Source organism: Streptomyces kronopolitis, from assembly GCF_014646275.1.
Lineage (GTDB): Bacteria > Actinomycetota > Actinomycetes > Streptomycetales > Streptomycetaceae > Streptomyces > Streptomyces kronopolitis.
Genome location: NZ_BMND01000004.1, coordinates 368,027 through 385,845 on the forward strand (window position 1 = coordinate 368,027; position 17,819 = coordinate 385,845).

At 68.2% G+C, this 17,819-nt stretch carries 17 protein-coding genes and 1 tRNA gene; 10 read left to right on the plus strand and 8 right to left on the minus strand.

Features of this window, described 5'->3' with window-relative positions; genetic code table 11:
* Nucleotides 1-91 precede the first annotated feature (91 nt).
* Together IEY78_RS07785 and IEY78_RS07790 are read right to left on the minus strand one after the other, a co-directional pair.
* Entirely contained in the window at nt 92-769 is a 678-nt protein-coding gene (locus tag IEY78_RS07785; protein WP_229699768.1) for an ATP-binding protein, read from the minus strand.
* Nucleotides 770-822: 53 nt separating this feature from the next.
* Entirely contained in the window at nt 823-1,668 is an 846-nt protein-coding gene (locus tag IEY78_RS07790; RefSeq protein WP_373294082.1) for a glycerophosphodiester phosphodiesterase, read from the minus strand.
* Between the two features lie 581 nt (nt 1,669-2,249).
* Between IEY78_RS07790 and IEY78_RS07795 the strand changes: the two genes are divergently transcribed.
* Together IEY78_RS07795 and IEY78_RS07800 are read left to right on the plus strand one after the other, a co-directional pair.
* The gene (locus IEY78_RS07795) at nt 2,250-3,770 is read left to right on the plus strand and encodes a S1C family serine protease (protein WP_189096832.1); all 1,521 of its coding nucleotides are present in this window, start codon (nt 2,250-2,252) and stop codon (nt 3,768-3,770) included.
* 52 nt (nt 3,771-3,822) lie between these two features.
* Nucleotides 3,823-3,910: transfer RNA gene (locus tag IEY78_RS07800), tRNA-Ser, on the plus strand.
* 205 nt (nt 3,911-4,115) lie between these two features.
* Here the strand turns inward: IEY78_RS07800 and IEY78_RS07805 are convergent.
* Nucleotides 4,116-5,219: a radical SAM protein gene (locus IEY78_RS07805; RefSeq protein ID WP_189096833.1), complete on the minus strand. Its 1,104-nt coding sequence runs from the start codon at nt 5,217-5,219 to the stop codon at nt 4,116-4,118.
* A 64-nt stretch (nt 5,220-5,283) separates the two neighbouring features.
* A complete protein-coding gene (locus IEY78_RS07810; RefSeq protein WP_189096834.1) occupies nt 5,284-5,823 on the minus strand; it encodes a CYTH domain-containing protein in 540 nt (179 codons plus the stop codon).
* A gap of 397 nt (nt 5,824-6,220) precedes the next feature.
* On the opposite strand from IEY78_RS07810, the gene IEY78_RS07815 reads away from it, so the two are divergent.
* From IEY78_RS07815 to IEY78_RS07825, 3 genes are all read left to right on the plus strand, one after another.
* A complete protein-coding gene (locus IEY78_RS07815) occupies nt 6,221-7,444 on the plus strand; it encodes a helix-turn-helix domain-containing protein (RefSeq protein WP_229699769.1) in 1,224 nt (407 codons plus the stop codon).
* Between the two features lie 19 nt (nt 7,445-7,463).
* Entirely contained in the window at nt 7,464-7,949 is a 486-nt protein-coding gene (locus IEY78_RS07820; RefSeq protein ID WP_189096835.1) for an NUDIX domain-containing protein, read from the plus strand.
* Between the two features lie 193 nt (nt 7,950-8,142).
* The gene (locus tag IEY78_RS07825; protein ID WP_189096836.1) at nt 8,143-8,970 is read left to right on the plus strand and encodes a hypothetical protein; all 828 of its coding nucleotides are present in this window, start codon (nt 8,143-8,145) and stop codon (nt 8,968-8,970) included.
* A 74-nt stretch (nt 8,971-9,044) separates the two neighbouring features.
* Here the strand turns inward: IEY78_RS07825 and IEY78_RS07830 are convergent, their stop codons facing one another.
* Nucleotides 9,045-9,521, minus strand: coding sequence for a recombinase family protein (locus tag IEY78_RS07830; RefSeq protein WP_268240252.1), 477 nt, complete (start codon nt 9,519-9,521; stop codon nt 9,045-9,047).
* A gap of 466 nt (nt 9,522-9,987) precedes the next feature.
* On the opposite strand from IEY78_RS07830, the gene IEY78_RS34790 reads away from it, so the two are divergent.
* Nucleotides 9,988-10,113, plus strand: coding sequence for a hypothetical protein (locus IEY78_RS34790; RefSeq protein WP_268240253.1), 126 nt, complete (start codon nt 9,988-9,990; stop codon nt 10,111-10,113).
* Between the two features lie 1,852 nt (nt 10,114-11,965).
* Here IEY78_RS34790 and IEY78_RS34235 read toward each other — a convergent pair.
* Complete coding sequence (locus IEY78_RS34235) at nt 11,966-12,334, minus strand: site-specific integrase (protein WP_229699770.1); 369 nt, start codon at nt 12,332-12,334, stop codon at nt 11,966-11,968.
* Between the two features lie 555 nt (nt 12,335-12,889).
* Here IEY78_RS34235 and IEY78_RS07840 point away from each other — a divergent pair.
* Both IEY78_RS07840 and IEY78_RS07845 read left to right on the plus strand, forming a co-directional pair.
* Nucleotides 12,890-13,162 carry a hypothetical protein gene (locus tag IEY78_RS07840; protein ID WP_229699771.1) on the plus strand — a complete coding sequence of 91 codons (273 nt, stop codon included), beginning with the start codon at nt 12,890-12,892 and terminating at the stop codon, nt 13,160-13,162.
* A gap of 203 nt (nt 13,163-13,365) precedes the next feature.
* Nucleotides 13,366-14,100, plus strand: a complete 735-nt coding sequence (locus tag IEY78_RS07845; RefSeq protein WP_189096838.1) for a DUF4232 domain-containing protein — start codon at nt 13,366-13,368, stop codon at nt 14,098-14,100.
* Between the two features lie 44 nt (nt 14,101-14,144).
* Here IEY78_RS07845 and IEY78_RS07850 read toward each other — a convergent pair whose 3' ends face one another.
* Nucleotides 14,145-15,089: a hypothetical protein gene (locus tag IEY78_RS07850; RefSeq protein ID WP_189096839.1), complete on the minus strand. Its 945-nt coding sequence runs from the start codon at nt 15,087-15,089 to the stop codon at nt 14,145-14,147.
* Between the two features lie 400 nt (nt 15,090-15,489).
* Between IEY78_RS07850 and IEY78_RS07855 the strand changes: the two genes are divergently transcribed.
* Together IEY78_RS07855 and IEY78_RS07860 are read left to right on the plus strand one after the other, a co-directional pair.
* On the plus strand, nt 15,490-16,038 hold the full coding sequence (locus tag IEY78_RS07855; protein WP_189096840.1) for a GNAT family N-acetyltransferase: 549 nt from the start codon (nt 15,490-15,492) through the stop codon (nt 16,036-16,038).
* Nucleotides 16,039-16,079: 41 nt separating this feature from the next.
* Complete coding sequence (locus IEY78_RS07860; protein WP_189096841.1) at nt 16,080-16,850, plus strand: class I SAM-dependent methyltransferase; 771 nt, start codon at nt 16,080-16,082, stop codon at nt 16,848-16,850.
* Nucleotides 16,851-16,854: 4 nt separating this feature from the next.
* Here the strand turns inward: IEY78_RS07860 and IEY78_RS07865 are convergent, their stop codons facing one another.
* Entirely contained in the window at nt 16,855-17,745 is an 891-nt protein-coding gene (locus IEY78_RS07865; RefSeq protein ID WP_189096895.1) for a bifunctional DNA primase/polymerase, read from the minus strand.
* Nucleotides 17,746-17,819 lie beyond the last annotated feature (74 nt).

Consider the following 17,819-nt stretch of genomic DNA (forward strand, 5'->3'; position numbering starts at 1 on the left):
GCGTACCCGGTCGCGTCCGGCTGCGCCCGTGGGCCGTGTCCCGTACCGGTGCGGCCGTGTCCCGCTCCGGCGGCCGGGTCCGCCCGGCCCGCTATACGAGTTCGTCGAGGTCGGGGAAGCCCGGCCCCAGCGGACGCCCGGTGCGTACCGGCGCGCCCGCGGCGAGCGAGGGCGGCAGATCGGGCGTCAGTTCCACGCGCGTAGCGAACGCGTCGTGAAGGGACAGGGCCGCCCAGACCGTCACCTCGCCCGCGGCGGTGTCGCGCACGCCCCAGTCCTTGGCAAGCGAGCGGATGATCGCCAGCCCGCGGCCGCCGCGCGCCGTGACGGACGGAGTGGCCGGAAGTGGCCGGGTCGGGCCGCCGCCGTCCGTGACCGAGACGGTCAGCCTGCCCTGTGCGTCGATGCGCCAGGAGGCCCGGATGGATGCCGACGGAGCGTCACCCTGTCCGGCGGTTACGGAATCCGGTGCGCCGTTTTCGTATATCGGACGCGCATGGCGACACGAATTGCTCAACAGCTCCGAAAGAATAAGGACCGCGTCATCGACGACCGTGTCCTGAACTCCACTTGCCAGTAGCTCTTCACGCATGCGCCGCCTGGCCATGCCCACACCCACTGGTCCATGGGGTACGGCCATGATCGACGACGTCGGCACCTCTTGTGCCACCACCAACGCCACCCCCGAGACCTCCTTTGCCCCACGCCACGGGATGAATGCCCCAATGGACTGGACCGGAAACCGGCCAAGCGACACTCGGTGACGCACTGGACATAATCGAATACGGGTCGAATGCGCCGGTGCACACCCTGTGAGGAGCTTTAGCCAAGACCCAGCTGCTTTCGTACCTGCTTCGGGCGATTTGTAATGATTGCGTCCACGCCCAATTCCCGGCAGAGCGCGACATCGGCCTCGTCGTTGACCGTCCACACATGGACCCGGTGGCCCGCGCGGTGCGCCTTGGCGACGTAGTCGGGGTGCGCGCGCAGGATCCGGATGCCGGGGCCCGCGATGCCGACGCCGGGCGGGAGCCGGCCGTCGCGGTGCCGGGGCGTGAGGAACTGCATCAGATAGACGCCGGGGAGCGCGGGCGCCGCGGCCCGGACGCGGTGCAGGGAGCGCGCCGAGAAGCTCATGACCCGGACCTGGGGTGGCCGGTCGGTGCGGGCGGCCGGTTTCGTGTGCCCGAAGCGGCCGAGCAGCTCGACCAGCCGCTCCTCCACCTGTCCGGCCCAGCGCGTCGGATGCTTGGTCTCGATGGCCAGCTCGACCCGGCGGTCCGCGTCGGCGACCAGCTCCAGCAGCCGCTCCAGCGTCAGGACGGCGGTCCGCTCGGGGTCCTCGTGCTGCCGGTCCGGCGCCTCGTTCGCGTACCCCTCGGTCTTCCAGGAGCCGAAGTCCAGCATCGCGAGGTCGGCGAGCTCCAGGGCGGAGACCGAGCCGCGCCCGTTGGAGGTGCGGTTCACCCGCCGGTCGTGTACGCACACCAGATGGCCGTCCGCGGTCAGCCGGACATCGCACTCCAGGGCGTCCGCGCCGTCCTCGATCGCCTTGCGGTAGGCGGCCAGGGTGTGCTCCGGGGCGTCCTCCGAGGCACCGCGATGGGCTACGACGGACATGGCGGGACGATCCGGACGGGCGTCCTGAACGGGGCGTGCATAGGTCACCGCGTTATCGTGCCATCCACCGCCGCCGGGCCCGCCGGTGCGTACCCCGGGTACGGAACAGGGGATGCGCCGGTTTTGTCCGGGATAAAGGATGAGGGGACAGTCACAGTCTCGGCTTACGGTGCTCTGACGCGCAGTGGGTAAGGCTGGAAACGGAGACTCGCCCGAGCCGTCCGGCCGCAGGTCCGGGACCGGACGCACGGACCGGGTCTCGCCGACGGACGGGAGCCGCGACGGACCGCCGGGCCACGGCCCGCGGCCCCGGACCGGCGGACCGGGACTCGCCCGCGGCGCCCGGATCCCGGATCCTGAATCCTGGAGTACCGGGTTCCGGATCCATCGGCACCGAGGAACCGGACGCCCCGGAGGGCCCACCAGGCCCGCCGGAACGCAACAACCGCACCACCCGGCGGACCACCCGGCCCGCCGGCAGCAGAACGCAACGCACCACCCGGCCGTACCCCCGAGGTCCGGCCGCACCGCAAGCCCCGGAAGAAGCGGCGCCCAGGCATTCAGCCGGGGCACCGGGCACCAGCCCGCGCGCCGTGGACGCCGACAGTCGTGAAGCTGAGGAGAGAGCTGTGAGCACCGAGAACGAGGGAGCCGTCCCGTCGGAGGCCAAGCCGCCGACCGGGCCGCAGCCGGACAGCGCCTCCGCCTCCGGCGCCCGGTCTCCCGGCGGCCCGCCGCCGGCCGCTCCCCCCGCGGCGCCCCCGCCCCCGGACTTCGCGCCGACCGCGGCCGCGTCCCACGGCGGGCCCGGCGGGATGCCGCCCTACAGCGGCGGACAGCCTCCGCAGCACGGCTTCGGCCACCCCGGCGACGAGCCCACGACCGAGCAGACCGCCCAGTTCCCTCCGTACGGCACCGCCGCGCACGGCGCCCCCGGGGCGGGCGGTGGCGCGGGCGGCTGGGGAGGTCCCCCGTACGGCGGTGGCGGCGGCGACCCCTGGGGCCTCACCGGCAACCCCGCCCCCAAGCGGCGCAACGGCGGTCTGATCGCGGCCGTTCTGGCGGCCGCGCTGGTCTTCGGCGGCGTCGGCGGCGGTGTCGGCTTCTGGCTCGCGGGCCGCAGCGACGACGCCTCGACGACGGTCTCCGCGCCCGGCGACGCCGGGGCGCTGAACCGCAAGCCCACCTCCGTCTCCGGGATAGCGCAGAAGGCGCTGCCGAGCGTCGTGACGATCGAGGCCCAGGGCGCCGGCGGCGAGGGCGGCACGGGCACCGGCTTCATCTACGACAAGCAGGGCCACATCCTCACCAACAACCACGTCGTCGCCAGCGCGGCCGACGGCGGCAAGCTCACCGCGACGTTCTCCAACGGCAAGAAGTACGACGCCGAGGTCGTCGGCCACGCCCAGGGCTACGACGTCGCCGTGATCAAGCTCAAGAACGCCTCCGGCGCCCCGCTCAACCCGCTCCCGCTCGGCAAGTCCTCCCATGTGCAGGTCGGCGACGCCACGATCGCGATCGGCGCGCCCTTCGGCCTGTCCGGCACGGTCACCACCGGCATCATCAGCGCCAAGGACCGCCCGGTGGCCTCCAGCGACGGCGGCGGCGCCAGCGCCTCGTACATGAGCGCCCTGCAGACCGACGCCTCGATAAACCCCGGTAACTCCGGCGGCCCGCTGATGGACGCCGGCGGCAACGTCATCGGCATCAACTCCGCGATCCAGTCCGCCGGCAACGGCGGTGGCCTGGGCGGCGAGTCCCAGCAGTCCGGCAGCATCGGCCTGGGCTTCGCGATCCCGATCGACCAGGCGAAGCGGGTGGCCCAGGACCTGATCAAGACGGGCAAGCCGGTCTACCCGCAGATCGGCGTCCAGGTCGGCATGCGCGACACCGGCAACGGCGCGACCATCGCCCGGAGCGGCAACAACGGCACCGACGCCGTCACCCCGAACGGCCCGGCCGCCAAGGCCGGCCTCAAGCCCGGCGACATGATCACCAAGCTCGACGACACGGTGATCGACAGCGGCCCCACCCTCATCAGCGAGATCTGGCAGCACAAGCCCGGCGACGACGTCACCCTGACCTACAAGCGCGACGGCAAGGAGCACACCACCCACGTCACCCTGGGCCAGCGCACAGGCGACAAGTGACGCGCTAGTCTGATCCCGCGACACCACACGCCCTCGCGGCCCGGTGCCGCGGGGAGGCTTGCCCGAGCGGCCTAAGGGAACAGTCTTGAAAACTGTCGTGGGGTAACCCCTCACCGTGGGTTCAAATCCCACAGCCTCCGCAGCGCGGTAGATGGAACGGCCCCTGACCGGGGGGAACCCGGGCGGGGGCCGTTTTATGTCCTGGCGTGGTGCGCTCGGAACTCACCCTCGTGACCGGCGATTGCCACGACCTGCACGTCACGGATCCGGATGCATGTCACGGATCCGGCAGGCTCGCGCGCCGGGAAATTGCGGGCCGTCACCCTGGCGCGAAGCCCGGCGCGGTCACTTGGCAGCCGTAGGGATGTGGTGCAGCCGCATGAGCCGTGCGGTCTCGTCCTCGCGGAAGGCCGACACCTCTCGGCAGGTCTGGCTCATCACGAACTGGCCGAGCGGCTGGCACAGGTCCATGCGCTGGATGCACACGCCGATCATGAAGGGGCCGTCCTGGGCCCGGTACATGCGGATGCCGTAGTAGCCCTCCTGGCAGTCGTCGGGGTTGTTGAACCGGCAGGAGGCGCAGGTGGAGGGCAGCCGGACGGGGCGGATGCTCTTGGCGTAGAGGGTGCGCCCGTCCGGGAGCCGGTAGCGCACTCGCTGATCCGACGCCCCGGCCGTGACGATGCGCCGCTCGGGGACGCCGCCGAGGCGATCGACGACTTCCTGCATGGCGTCCAGGGAAGCCCCGTCGTCTTCGAGCGATACGAGCATGCGCACGGTGACCGTCCGGCCGTGCCGCTCGATGATGCGCAGAACGCGCTCCACGTGATCCCGGCCGGGGATCACGATGTTGGCCGAGACCTTGATCCCGTGCGCGGTGGCGGCCTCGATCGTGTTGTCCAGCGCGGCCAACTTCCGAGCCGCCAGGGTGGGGTGGGCGAGGCGTGGTGCCTGGACGGCGGCCAGTTCGTCCGGGGTGGTGCCGAAGACGGACAGGTTCACCCTGTCGAGCCCCGCGGCCGCGCAGTCCGGCATCACGGCCGCGCCGTTCTCGCCGTTGGAGGTGAGGCCGACGGTGAGCCCGAGTCGTCGGGCGATGGCGATCAGGCCGGGAAGGTCGGGGTGCAGTGTCGGCTCGCCGCCGGTGAAGTGGACCTCGTTGGTCGGCAGGCTTCCGCGCACGGCTGCCAGTGCCAGCGCGAAGTCCGCGTCCGCGGCGATGCGGGCCGGGAGGAAGCCGGCGCCGTTGGTCTTGAGGTAGATCGAGACCCGGCCTGAAGGTCCGGGAGTCCCGGTAAACCGCCCCGGCTCCCGGTCGCGGTTGTCGGTGGCGACGGGGGTGCCTTCGTTGTGGCAGAACGAGCAGGCGAGTCCGCAGGCGTCGATGATCTTCACCCGTAACGTGCGGTCCGGCCTGACCTCCACCGGCAGATTCCTCGTGTCTTGCATGTGGACCTCCTTGTCCACGCCGACCGGAGCTGCCGTGCCCCGGCCGGCGACTGCGACGGCGGATCTACTCGAAGCGAAGGTCGGTGAGGGTGTCCAGGTCGATGCCGTACCCGGCGTACACGGCGTCCGTGTTCTTGCCGGTGAGCTGTTCCCGTTCGATGCCGAGGAGTTCGGCGGTGTGCCAGACCTGCTGGTCGTCATCTCCTTCGATCTCCAGGTAGGCGGGGATCCGCGGCCACTGGTCGATCTCCAGCCGCACACCGTTGAGCAGCCAGGAACTGCGGCGGTTCTCCTGGTAGCTGCGGTGGCGAAGCCGCATGAGCCCGAGCAGGGCATGGGTCTCCTCGAAGGACCCGACCGTGGTCTCCGTCTCGCGTGTGCCGTCGATCCGGTCGGACGAAATCTCCTTCACGCACAGGGTGATGACGGCCCCGGTATCGCGCAGGCGTACCCAACGCCCTTTCTGCGCCGGGATCGTGTCGTAGACGTAGCGGCGCATCAAACGGTCACCGTGGAAGGTTCCACCGGCGGTCTTGATCCGCTGCGAGATCTCCACGGGATCGACTTCCAGAACCTTCACTTCGTACTCGATGCTGCTGGGCATAGCTCTCCCAATCGGGCTGTGGCCTGTGTTGCGGTCCTTGTCGCGGCGGGGTGGGTCGGCGAGGGGTGGTTCGGGCGCGGCGTCGCGCCGCGGAGAACTCCCCGTACGGGCAACGATCTGCGTCGCATCGAGGCGCTGGACAAGGGGTGCAGAAATCCCGAGCTGCTGCACCCTCTTCGACTCGCCAGGCATCCGCTTCCAACACGCGCTGGCGCCCATCTCGATGGCCACTGCACTCTGTTGACGTCCCATCAACACCACCGGCAATCCCCTGCCTAATCACCGAGGGCATCTCACCCCGTATGCCTTGTATGCCTTTGACACTAGAGAGGGGGCCACCGGAGACCCCAGAAAATCCTTCCGGGGTCCATTCGTGAACCGAGGTGAGCCTGAAGCCATGCGAGGAATGACGCGGCACCTGACAACCGGCGAGCGTGTTGCCTGGTACCGCCACCGCCGGGGCCTGTCGCAGGAAGTACTGGCCGGACTCGTCGGCCGCACGGCTGACTGGCTCGGGAAAGCGGAGAACAACCGCATCGAACTGGATCGCCTCTCGGTGATCCGGACGCTCGCGCACGCGCTCGACGTGTCCATCGGCGATCTGATCGGTGAGCCCACCCTGTTGGAATGGTCGAAGGACAGCGGTCGGCACACCCTGCCCGCCCTCCGCGAAGCACTCATGGACTACCGGCAGCTCGCCCCACTCATCGGGACACAGGCCGCAGGCGAACCTCCGACGCTCGCGGCACTCCGTTCCGACGTGACCGAAGTCTGGAATGCCTACCAGGACTCCCGGTACGGACTCGCCGCACGGCAGTTCCCACCGCTCCTCGCTGATGCCCTGCTCGCGGCCCGGTCCTACCCCGGCGACGAGCGTGGCGAAGCGAACGGCCTGCTCGCCATGACGTATCAGGGAGCCGCCATGGTGCTCGGCAAGCTCGGCGAGATCGAGCTCGCCTGGATCGCCGCGGACCGAGGACTCGCCGCGGCGCAGCTGAGCGGGAACAAGGTGATCATTGGGTCGCTGTTCCGGTCCGTGGCCCACTGCCTGCTCTCGTCGGGACGGTACGAGACGGCCACACAGCTCGTGAAGGATGCGGCCGGCTTCCTGGAGCCGGGCCTCGACGAACCGACACCGGCGTACTTGTCCATCTACGGGACGCTGTTCCTCACAGGCGCCATGGCTGCGGCCCGAGCGGAAGACCGGGACACGGCACGGGAGTTCCTGCGGGAGGCGGAGACGACCGCTTCCCGGCTCGGCACCGACGCCAACCACATGTGGACGGCCTTCGGCCCGACGAACGTGGCGATCCACCGGGTGGCCGCTGCCGGCGAACTGGGCGACGTGCAGGTCGCACTGGATCTCGGCCCGCAGATCGACACCAGCGGACTCCCGGTAGAGCGGCGGGCCCGGCACGCCTTGGAGGTAGCGCGGGCACTCAGCGCCTGGAACCGCACCGACGACGCGCTCGCCGCCGTCCTGGCAGCCGAGCAACTCGCCCCTGAGCAGGTCAGACACCACTACATGAGCCGAGACCTCGTCCTCGGCTGGATCCGCGGCACCCGAGGCCGCCCGAGCCAACCGATAGCCGACCTGGCGGAGCGGCTTCGTGTCGTGTGACCTGGTTAGGCTCGTCCGCATGAGCGACAACGAGCACGAGGCGAAGGTGGCGCGCCCGAGGATGGCCTCGGGCGCGTTGTTCTTTGACGAGCAAGGCCGAGTCATGATGCTGGAGCCGACGTACAAGGACTACCGGGAGATCCCCGGGGGGTACGTCGAGACCGGCGAGTCACCGCTTCAGGCATGCGTACGGGAGGTCCGCGAGGAGCTGGGTATCTTGCCGGAGATCGGCCGCCTGCTCGCGGTGGACTGGGCGCCCAGCCCGGCCGAGGGTGACAAGGTGCTCTATCTCTTCGACGGCGGAGTCCTGCCGACGGAACTCCGAGAGCAGATCAAGCTGCAAGCTGCTGAGATCGGGGCCTACGACTTCCATCCGCTGGACGACGTCGCGAGCCTAACCATCCCACGGCTCGCTCGGCGGATCGAGGCAGCGGCTGTGGCGCGAGCCCGCGGTCGAGTGGCCTATCTGGAGCATGGCCACGAACCTGAACGCGGAAGTAGCTGACCCATAGGGCACCGCCCGTGGGTGCGAGAATTGCCCACCGTGACCGATCGGCCTTGACGCTGGCCTGAGTTGTCCATCAATCGATCGCTTCCTGAACACCGAAGGCAGCAGCACGCGTTGGCCGAAGGAGGCCCCTCTGCCGTGTTCAAGAAGGATGTACATAAACTAGTGGGTGAGTCGGCAAGATGGCCGTATGACTCATCTGACCCCAAAGGGGCCCCACGGGAGACTGACCCCGGCAGAGCTGGTCGAGACTGCGAAGCAATGGGATCTGTATGACGCCAGCGTTGAAGGCTGGCGGCCGAGCCCGCCCTCCTACACAGAGGTGCGATACGAGAACTGGTGGGGCTCGGGGGCCACGCTGCGCCAGCTGCATGGGCTGGCGAAGGATCACGGAATCCCCGTCGCGTGGGTTCCGCCGGCGGATGTGCTCCGCGAACTGGTCAAGGCAGATGACGCTCATCGCGCGAAGCTCGCAGTGCTGACGGCGGCCGAGGAACGGATCAGAACCTCATGCCGTTACGAGATACCTGAACTCCACGCAGGCTGGTCGGAGGACTACGCCATTACGGTCCGGCACGTGATGGCCGCATGGGATGACGGTCACCTCTTGGCGGCCGGCTGCCTTGCGCTCGCTGGGTCCGAGGACTTGATGATCAACATCGCCGAGGTAGAGCGCAAGGCGAGGAAGACCTACCCGCGGCTGAAGCAAGCAGCAGCGAGGGAGCTGGAAGAGTCACTCTGGCTGCACGAGCAGGTCGCCCTGACGCCCATCGGTCCCCTCTTCACCACGTACATGCCAGAGGACAACGACCCGATCCCGGAGGCTCTCTCACGGCACGCGGTCGTGCACAGGATGCCCCTGGACCACTTCAACGACGGGCACTGCATCGTGGCGATCATGCTGATGGTCTCTTTGCTGCGTGAGATGGAGGAACGCAGGACCCAAGCAGAGGTCTCCTCCCTTATCGACTCCCTTATCGACGGCGGCAGATATGACGAAGAGCTGGATACGGACTAGGAGGACAGGAAGCCGGACTTCGACCCACCTCGCTGACCCTGTTACCTGCGACGAAAGGGTGACCCGGTAGTTGGTCATCGAGCTGGCTCTCGCTTACGCAAGGTGTACGGCGTCTCGGCCGCGAGCATCCGTCGCACGGTCTGGGGGTGCCATTGGTTGCCGCGGCGGGGCTGGTGCTTCTCGACCTCCAGTGCAGCCGCGATCTCGCGGTACGAGGCGCCGGCGTCGCGCAGTTCGCGGGCGCGGGCCCGGATGGTCTGCTCTTCGGGCACCTCGACCAGCGTCTTCTTCTCGGCCTTCCAGCCGAAGGGCGGGGCTCCGTAGGCGTATTCGCCCTGGGTGGCCTTCTCGTGGCGGCCGTGCCGGAGCCGTGCGCTGATCATCGAACGTTCGAGCTGGGCGAAGACGCCGAGCATCTGGCGCATCGCGGTGCGCATCGGGTCCTCGGGGTCGTCGGCGTGGATCGGCGGTGAAGGCCCGGCCCCCGTCTTTCCAGATCTGGGCCAGGATCGCCTCCTGGACGACGAGGGTGCGGCGGACGGTGCCGGCAATGCAGGTGGTCACGTCGGCCCCTCTCGAAGTGTTCTCCCTAGTGAACCAACGAAAGTTGCTTTCGAAAGGCTGCGTCAAATGCACGTTCGAGTCATCGGGGGTGCTTACGAGCTACCCCAGGGTCGCCGAGCGCGGTTCCACCCCACCGGTGCAGGGTCGGTACTGCCACCCCTGCTGCGGCCCCACCAGGGTGGTATTCCGTACTGCGTGGACGACCGTTCCGGCCTGCCTCCATCCCGACACGCGGTAGGCAGACCTACGCGGCCCGACACCACATCTAGTGGTTAGTGCGACACGTTGCCCAGAAGTTGTGGTGCCTCTTCCCCCGGGTGTACGTGAGTGCCGGTAACATCGTGCCTGCTTCACCCGCTTCTCTCGAACTACGCGGAATGCGAGCGCAGTTCACGATCCACCCGGTCCTGATCGGCAGGGCCGGGGCCCCGAGAAGAAGGTGAGGTACGTGCTGTGAGCGTCCCCCTGGGCAAGCGTGGCAAGGACAGGTGGCCTGACCCGGACAAGTGGCAGGTCGTCCTGACGGCGGCGAGCTTATTGGTGGCGATCATCGCGCTGGTGGGACAGTTCGCTCAGTGAGCGCCCACCCTGGGTCCGGGAGAGACCGCGGCCGCTGGACATGCAGCGAGCCCGGTCGCGTGATATTCGACCGGGCTCGGTGACTGCATGAGGCCCAGCTCTGGGCGGCCACCCGGGGCTGGGTCTTCGTGCGTACGGACTGGGTCCGGCCACACAGCAACTCTTGAGTGTTGCCGGTGCCCCGAAGGGCGACGTCATGTCTTAAGAGTCAAGGGCAGCTTACCCTGATTCGGCGAGAAAACTACAGCACACATACATCACGTCGAATCCCGCTGACCTGCTGTTATTGGCGCCATTGGCGTTCTGTGGGGGTGCGCCCCTCGGTCACAGCACGCCGATCATGGGGTTCTCCTCCCAGCCGTCGGCGTCCTCGAAGTAGCCCTCCATGACGCCGGAGTTGGGTACCCAGCCGCCCTGCGTTGCGATGGTCTTGCGGTCGTTTCCGGCGCGGCGGAACTCCTCGGCGGCGCCGCGGCGGGGGGAGTGGCCGGTGTGCAGGAGAGGCAGGTCGGCGCGGGCCCCGAAACGGGTGATGACGTCGCCGACGGCCTCAAGGGACAGGCCGCGGTCGCTGGAGGCGCGTTACGAAACATCAGGGATGGCAGACTGTGTCTCGCTGCGGGCAGATCCACCGCAGCTACTCCTGCACCCACCTGGGCGCGGGAGTTTTTCGTTTTCTGGCGGTAGCTCTCGCTGCCCATGGCCCTGGTCACCTTGACCGGGGCCTTTCTCGTTCTCGGAGGTCCGGTGTTCGTCGTATCAGCGGAGCTGTTCGTTGGCTCCTTGGCCCTCATGCCGTTCGTGCTGGGCCTAGTCACGGTCGCAGTCCTGGCAGTTCTGTTGCTCTTCCTGGTCCGGCCGGTGTTGACCAAGACCCGGGACGAGGACGTGCCCGCCGCCCTCGTCGCGCTTAGCCAGATCATTGCTTCCCTATCCTGCCTCCTGCCATGGGGGAAATGGCGTCCGTCTGCTCAGGACCCTGCGGCAGCCGCGCAGCGCGAAGTAAGCGAGCCTGGACGGTCCGCTACATCGACCGCCACAATCGTCACTGAGAACTTGATGGTGGTGCGCCCGAGGGCGTCGGAGGGGACCAGCATCACAGCGCAACTCTCTGTCGCACCACAAGATCGCGAGGGGGGAGTAGGCAGTGTCTGATGTGCTGATTCGTCACTGCGCCTATTGCGGTAAGGAAATGGCGCCTTCGGGCTCCGGGCGCCCGCGTCGCTTCTGTTCATCTGCCTGCAGGCAGGCGGCATACCGCACGCGAGGCGTCAGCAAGACACCCCAGCAGACTCCGAGGCAAAGCCTGTGGCGAACCAAGCCTCGCCCATGTCGTGCTTATCCGAACCTCCCTTCGGATATGCAGACCTACCTCGTCTGCCCCTTGGTTCGTGGGCACCAGGGCCTGCATCGCGCTCTGGTAGGACCAGCAAGGCCTGGAGAAATTCCTCTGTACTGGGCAGGCTGGCAAGACGACAGCTGGGGGTGGGCAGGTGGATGGGAGAAGGCGCCTCCAGCAGCCCTCTTTAGCGCTTGCAGTCGTTGCCTTCTACCGCTTGGTCATGCAGGCAGTTGCCTGGGCACGGCGTACGTCTGGAACGACGATGCCAGCATCCTGATGCCGGATCGCCCGCTTGACCAGATGGTGCGGACGAGACTGTCTCTTCCATCTCCAGAGATCGCGGTCCCACGGTGGCATCCCGTCTGAGGCTCGACCGCAAATAACCGCATCGTCCGCGGAGAGGCACCCGCCAGACCGCCCCGGAGAGCCGCCAGGCCCTCCGGCGCGTCTCCGACCGGCCGATGGCCAGACCGACGCTCTGTTGGCATAGCGCTGGGGTGAGCACGCCCTCTACAGCGCGCCGATCAGGGCGTTGTCCTCCCACTGGTCGACGACTTCGAGGTATCCGGCGAGCACCTTGGAGTGCGCGGCCCATCCGCCCTGTTTGGCGATGACGATCTGGTCGTGGCCCTTGAGTCGGGAGGAGGTGGCGAGTCCGCGGCGGGGTGAGTGTCCGGTGAAGCGGATTTTTTCGATCCCGGCGCGTTCGCCGGCACGGGTGATCTCGCCACCAGGCGAGCGTCCGCCAGCAGCACTGTGGGCCAGGTGCGGGCCAGCTGTGACCGGTTGGTCCTCCCCAGATCGATAGCCGCAGGTCAGGCCGCTGATGGCCCCCGTAGTCGGAACGCTCTTGAAAACTGTCGTGGGGTAACCCCTCACCGTGGGTTCAAATCCCACAGCCTCCGCAGCGCGGTAGATGGAACGGCCCCTGACCGGGGGAATCCGGGCGGGGGCCGTTTTATGTCCTGGCGACCGATGATTCGTGGCTGACCGTGCGTGGCTGCGTTTGGCCGCCCTGTCTGGCACGGCGCTGGCATGCACGCGGGCGGGATGACCCGGGGCCGGACAGCTGCCGGGTGCCCTCCGTCGGTGGGGAGCAGGGCGGGGTCCACTTCTGAGTTTTGCGATCTGCTCGGCCTTGGTAGGGCCCGGCGCTATCGTTTCCGGCTTCGCGGTTGCGTCAGGGGGCTCGTGGGCCGTGCGGCATGCCCTCGGAAAATGGGTCGTGCTTGTGGGTGAGGTTTTGTAGCGTCAGGGGACCACTGAACTGGGGGGATTTTCATGATTCATCGTGTCTCGCTGGCTGCTGCGGCGTGTGCGGCTGTTGGGCTCTCGCTGCTTACTGTTCCGGCTCATGCGGCTGGGGCCGAGGCGTCGACCACCAAGGTGTCGCAGAAGGTGGCTTCGGGGTCGGACCATGTCAAGTGCACCAGCATGAGCAACGGACAGCTCTGCATCGTCATGAACAGCCGGCCGCAGTCCATCGACGTCCTGTACACCAAGAAGGACGGCTCGAACATCAAGGCGCAGCTCGGTTACCGCATGAACGGTTCGTCGTCGTACGACAGGCTGGAGACCATCAGCAAGGGTGACCGGGCTACCAGCACCTGGACGATGAGCTGGCCCTGCAACAAGGCCGTTGGCCTGATCAAGGTCCAGGGGCAGGGGACCTTCGAGACCCCGTCGGCGACGTTCCCGGGCTGCTGAGGGGTAGCAGCGCAGGACAACGAGGGGCCCGCTATGGAGCGGGCCCCTTTCGCATGGTCAGGGGGCCGCGGAGGGTGCCGGCTCCTGCTCGCATGCGTATTAGTGGGGTGTTAGTGGCGTGGCAGTGGGGCGGTAACGGGCCTGTTCAGAGTGGGGGTTGTACTGAGGCGATCACGACATCAACTTCCCCTGGGGGACCCGAAATGAGCTTCAGCGCCACTGCCCGCACCACCACCCGTCGTCGCGCTGTGCGCGTTGCTGCCGCGGTCCTGGTCGCGACGGCCGGACTCAGCCTGACCGCGTGTTCCGGTGCGGACGCCACGAGCGCGAAGGCTGCGGGGAGCGTGGGCGCGAGTGCTGCCGCCGAACCCTCCGGGGCCGGCTCCTCTGCCGCAGTGCCGGGTGCCGATGCTCAGTCGGACAACGCGAAGTCGGACAAGGCGAAGGCGGGCAACGCGAAGTCGGGGTCCGGTGGCGGTGCCTCGTCCCGTGTCGGCTCCGGGAGCGGTGCGGCGAAGGGTGGGGGGACGGGCAAGTTCTGCCGCACGAGTGAGCTGAACATCGAGGCTGTGGACAGCTCGCCCGATTCGGGCACCGGTGACGTGACCGTTCAGATGACGAACACGGGCGGGCGGACCTGCTCGGCGACGGGGTTCGCGGGCGTCGATCTGAAGGATGCCGATGGCACTTCCGCCCCCGTCCACCGGGGCCACGAGCAGCCTCGGATCACCGACCTGAAGCCCGGTGACACCGCCACCTTCAGCATCTCGTACAAGGTCGACTCCAGCGGCGACAGCCTCGCGAGCCCGACCAACATCATCGTGACCCCGCCGAACGAGACCCACAGCGTTTCTCTGAAGTGGCCCGCGGAGGCGCTGAAGCTGGCGGGCCCGTACGACGCAAAGATCCAGGTCCATCCGGTCGGTATCGCCAACTGAGTGTTGTGGAGACCCGATCGCGCCAGGAGTACCGGAGTTCGGGTTCAGGCAGTCCAATGGCGAGCGTAGAGGGTGCGGGCTTCGTGGAGGTTGGTGGTGGTGTTCTCCTCGACTGCGTCGAACGTGGGGGCGTAGGGGTGGCCGCTGTGTGCCCAGAGGAGGTGTACCAGGGCGTAGGCCGCGAGGAACAGGTAGTGCGGGTGTGTATAGGTTTTGATGCTCGCGGCACTGCTGTAGAAGGGGGAAAAGGACTCCCCGTGGTAGCGCTCGTTCCGGGATGTGTAGAGGAGCCCGCTCAGGAGGATGCGGAGTCGGGCGGGGAACGACAGGGTGACCTGAGTTCCTGCGATGTCGAGGGTTTCTCCGGTCAGGGCTCGACGGAGAAGAGCGGCCCCGCGGCGAGCGGTGTCGAAATCCGGCGCGGCATACTTTTTCTCGACGAGGGCCAGGAAGGCTGCGATCTCGGCCGGCAGGGTGTCTCCGCGACCGTAGCTGTTTGACAGCCTCTGCAGGGCACGGCTGCTGCTTTCGGCTGGTTCCCGAGTGATGAGTCGTTTGAAGAGATACCCACAGGTCTGGCTGGGGATGTTGGCGAGCAGCGCTTCCGTGACCGAGTGGGAAAGTCTTGGGTCGGCGCTCAAGAGTCCCAATGCGTCTGTGATGTTCGGTCCTCTGCCAGGGCGGGCCGGCAGCCACGCGTGAGCGCTCTTTTCGAGTACCTTCCACGTCGAGTCGAAGGCGATGTCGGGACGCCGGGGCAAGGCATCGAGGGCTTCCAGCAGAAAGGAGACCTGTGTGTTGTACCAGAGGTCATCCGAATACGTAAGCGGGAGCGGGATGAAGAAGCGGGAGCCCGCGCTTGCTACTCGTTCCGCGAACTGGTCCTCGATGAGCAGGCGTTGGCGCTCTGCCAAGATCCCGGTTCGGCTCCACGCGGCGATGATGTCGATGCGCTCGCGCCGTTGTTTGGATCGCTTCTGGGAGTCCATCGGGCCGTTCCCCTCTGCCACTCCTCTGAGGTAGAGGAGTGCGCTGCCACCGATGTTTGACGATATCTCAGCTCATCGGACCGCAACTGGGAAACGGCCAGGGTTGGGGGAAGGGGGAGGCCCCGGGCTTGCGGGACGGCCAACCTCGGTTCCGGGGCTCGGTCGGCTGCACGCGTCGGGTCGGCCCATGACGGCGCTGCGGATTGGTTAGGGGAGAGTGTCCCTCGGTAGCTGCAATTGAAGGTCTTTTTTGAATTTCCTGTTCGTGCGGTGACTCTTTGATTTCTTGGGTGGTTCGTGCGTTGTTTGGGTGGGTGAATTTGGCGATAGTTAGGGTGGCTGTGTAGGTGGGCTGGAGAATGGGTTGTTAGTGGCGGGTATTGTTGTTGGGGTCCGGGTGATGAGTGGTGTGTGGGAAGTGGGTGTGGTCGGCGTGGGTGAGTATGGGGTGGGGGACGTGGTGGTGCGGCGGGCTGTGGGGCGGGATGGGCGGGGGCTTACTCGGTTGGTGCGGGGGTCGCGGGCATATCAGGGGAAGTACGCGGCGATGGTTGAGGGGTATCGGGTGGGGGCGGATTATATTGAGGCGCATCGGGTTTTTGCGGCGGTGGAAGGGGGCGGCCCTGCTGGGGGTGGTTCCCGGGGTGAGCAGGGGGAAGCGGGGCGGGTTCTGGGGTTTTATTCGTTGGTGGTGGAGGCGGGTGAGTTGGATTTGATGTTTGTGGCGGATCGGGCGCAGGGGCGGGGGATAGGGAGGATGCTGGTCGAGCATATGAAGGGGGAGGCGCGGCGGCTCGGGGTGGAGCGGGTGCGGGTGGTTTCGCATCCGCCTGCTGAGGGGTTTTATCGGAGTGTGGGTGCTCGGCAGGTCGGGGTGGTGTGGGCGAATCCGCCGGTGGTGAGGTGGGATCGGCCGGAGTTTGAGATTGTGACGGCGGGGAGTGCGTAAAACGGTTGGCGTGGGGGGACGGTCGCGGCAATCGTGGGGGTATGACGCGATCGTTTGAGGAACTGGTGGCCGAGGCGGAGGCCGTGTCGGTCGAGGGGTGGGATTTCTCGTGGCTGGACGGGAAGGCCACCGAGGAGCGGCCCTCTTGGGGGTATCAGCGGGGGATGGGGGAGCGGCTGGCGCGGGCGTCGGCCGCCTTGGATGTGCAGACCGGTGGTGGGGAGGTGCTCGCCGGGGCGGCGACGTTGCCGCCGGTGATGGTGGCGACGGAGTCCTGGCCGCCGAATGTCGCGAAGGCCACCGCGCTGCTGCATCCGCGCGGCGCGGTGGTGGTGGCCGATGCGGACGAGCCGCCGCTGCCGTTCGGTGATGCGGCGTTCGACCTGGTGACGAGCCGTCATCCGGTGACCGTGTGGTGGGCGGAGATCGCCCGGGTGCTGCGGCCCGGGGGTGTCTACTTCTCCCAACAGGTCGGGCCGGCCAGCGTGTTCGAGCTGGTCGAGTACTTTCTGGGGCCGCAGCCGGAGCACGTACGGCGGGCCCGGCATCCCGAGGATGCGCGTCGGGCGGCGGAGGCGGCGGGGCTCCAGGTCGTCGATCTGCGGGTGGAGTCGTTGCGGACCGAGTTCCTCGATATCGGGGCGGTCGTCTACTTCCTGCGGAAGGTGGTGTGGATGGTGCCCGGGTTCACGGTGGAGCGCTATCGCGAACGGCTACGGGAGTTGGACGAGTTGATCCGTCGCGAGGGGGCGTTCGTGGCGCGGACGACCCGGTTCCTGATGGAGGCGCGTAAGGCATCCCCTTCGGTGTAAGGCATCACCTTCGGTGTGGGGGTGTAGCGCGAGCTGCGGAGGTGAGGGTGGCGCGGGCCTCGTGGGCGGAGAGGCCGGTGGCGCGGGCGGCCTCCGTCAGGCGGGCGGTGAGTTCCTGGCCGAGGCCGGATTCGTAGGCGCGGCGGGCGGCCCAGAAGAGGCGGGCGTTGCGCTGGCCGTCCGGGGAGGTGCGGACGAAGCGTACGAGGGCCGCGGCGTGCTGGGGCGGGACGCCCGGTGGGGGCTCCCGGTGCGCGGGCGGCGGCGGGGAGGTGAGGAGGGCGAGCAGGGGGCCCGGCAGGGGGGCGGGGCGGCGTGGGGTGTGCGGGGCGTGGGTGTACCGCCCGTGGGTGGTGAGCGAGCCGGGGCCGACCAGGTAGCCGCCGGTGCCGCGGATGTCGATGCCCGGGGCGAGCCGGCCGGCCGAATTCGGTACGGGTGGGGTCGGTGGGCCGGTGAACCAGAGGTGGCGGCCGCCGCTGGGGGTGCGGACCGTGACGGTCGGCGGGATCGGGACGTCGTGCTGTTCGGCGAGGAAGCGCAGGGCGGTCAGGCCGTCGGCGCCGTTCTTGGTGTCGAGGTCGACGCCGATGAGGTGGTGCGGGGGCCGTCCGCAGGCGATGCCGTAGGCGGTGGACCAGGGCGCGGCGGCGAACATCCGGCGGATGGTGAGCGGGTCGGTGCTGGCGTCATGGACGCCGTGCCCGAGCCGGCCGCACTCGCCGCGGCACGGCGGGACCTCGGGATGCCCGCGGTGCGGGGAGCGTAGGGCGGGGAGCTTGTTGCGGGTCAGCGGGATGACCGGGTAGCCGCCGGAGGCGGCGTGGAGCGCTTCGGTGAGCGCGGTGGCGTGCGGATCAGGGGGGTCGGTGGGCGCCGCCTCCGGGGGATCCAGGGGATCCAGGGAATTCGAGGGATTCGGGTGCTCGGAGCTGCTGGGGGTGGGGGTGGCGGCCGTAGGTGGGTGCG

What these genes read in the sequence shown, in the direction of transcription:
- IEY78_RS07805 (WP_189096833.1), bottom strand. Translation starts at nt 5,219, where the DNA reads ATGCAAGACACGAGGAATCTGCCGGTGGAGGTCAGGCCGGACCGCACG.
- IEY78_RS07810 (WP_189096834.1), bottom strand. Translation starts at nt 5,823, where the DNA reads ATGCCCAGCAGCATCGAGTACGAAGTGAAGGTTCTGGAAGTCGATCCC.
- IEY78_RS07815 (WP_229699769.1), top strand. Translation starts at nt 6,221, where the DNA reads ATGCGAGGAATGACGCGGCACCTGACAACCGGCGAGCGTGTTGCCTGG.
- IEY78_RS07820 (WP_189096835.1), top strand. Translation starts at nt 7,464, where the DNA reads ATGAGCGACAACGAGCACGAGGCGAAGGTGGCGCGCCCGAGGATGGCC.
- IEY78_RS07825 (WP_189096836.1), top strand. Translation starts at nt 8,143, where the DNA reads ATGACTCATCTGACCCCAAAGGGGCCCCACGGGAGACTGACCCCGGCA.
- IEY78_RS07840 (WP_229699771.1), top strand. Translation starts at nt 12,890, where the DNA reads ATGAGCAACGGACAGCTCTGCATCGTCATGAACAGCCGGCCGCAGTCC.
- IEY78_RS07845 (WP_189096838.1), top strand. Translation starts at nt 13,366, where the DNA reads ATGAGCTTCAGCGCCACTGCCCGCACCACCACCCGTCGTCGCGCTGTG.
- IEY78_RS07850 (WP_189096839.1), bottom strand. Translation starts at nt 15,089, where the DNA reads ATGGACTCCCAGAAGCGATCCAAACAACGGCGCGAGCGCATCGACATC.
- IEY78_RS07855 (WP_189096840.1), top strand. Translation starts at nt 15,490, where the DNA reads ATGAGTGGTGTGTGGGAAGTGGGTGTGGTCGGCGTGGGTGAGTATGGG.
- IEY78_RS07860 (WP_189096841.1), top strand. Translation starts at nt 16,080, where the DNA reads ATGACGCGATCGTTTGAGGAACTGGTGGCCGAGGCGGAGGCCGTGTCG.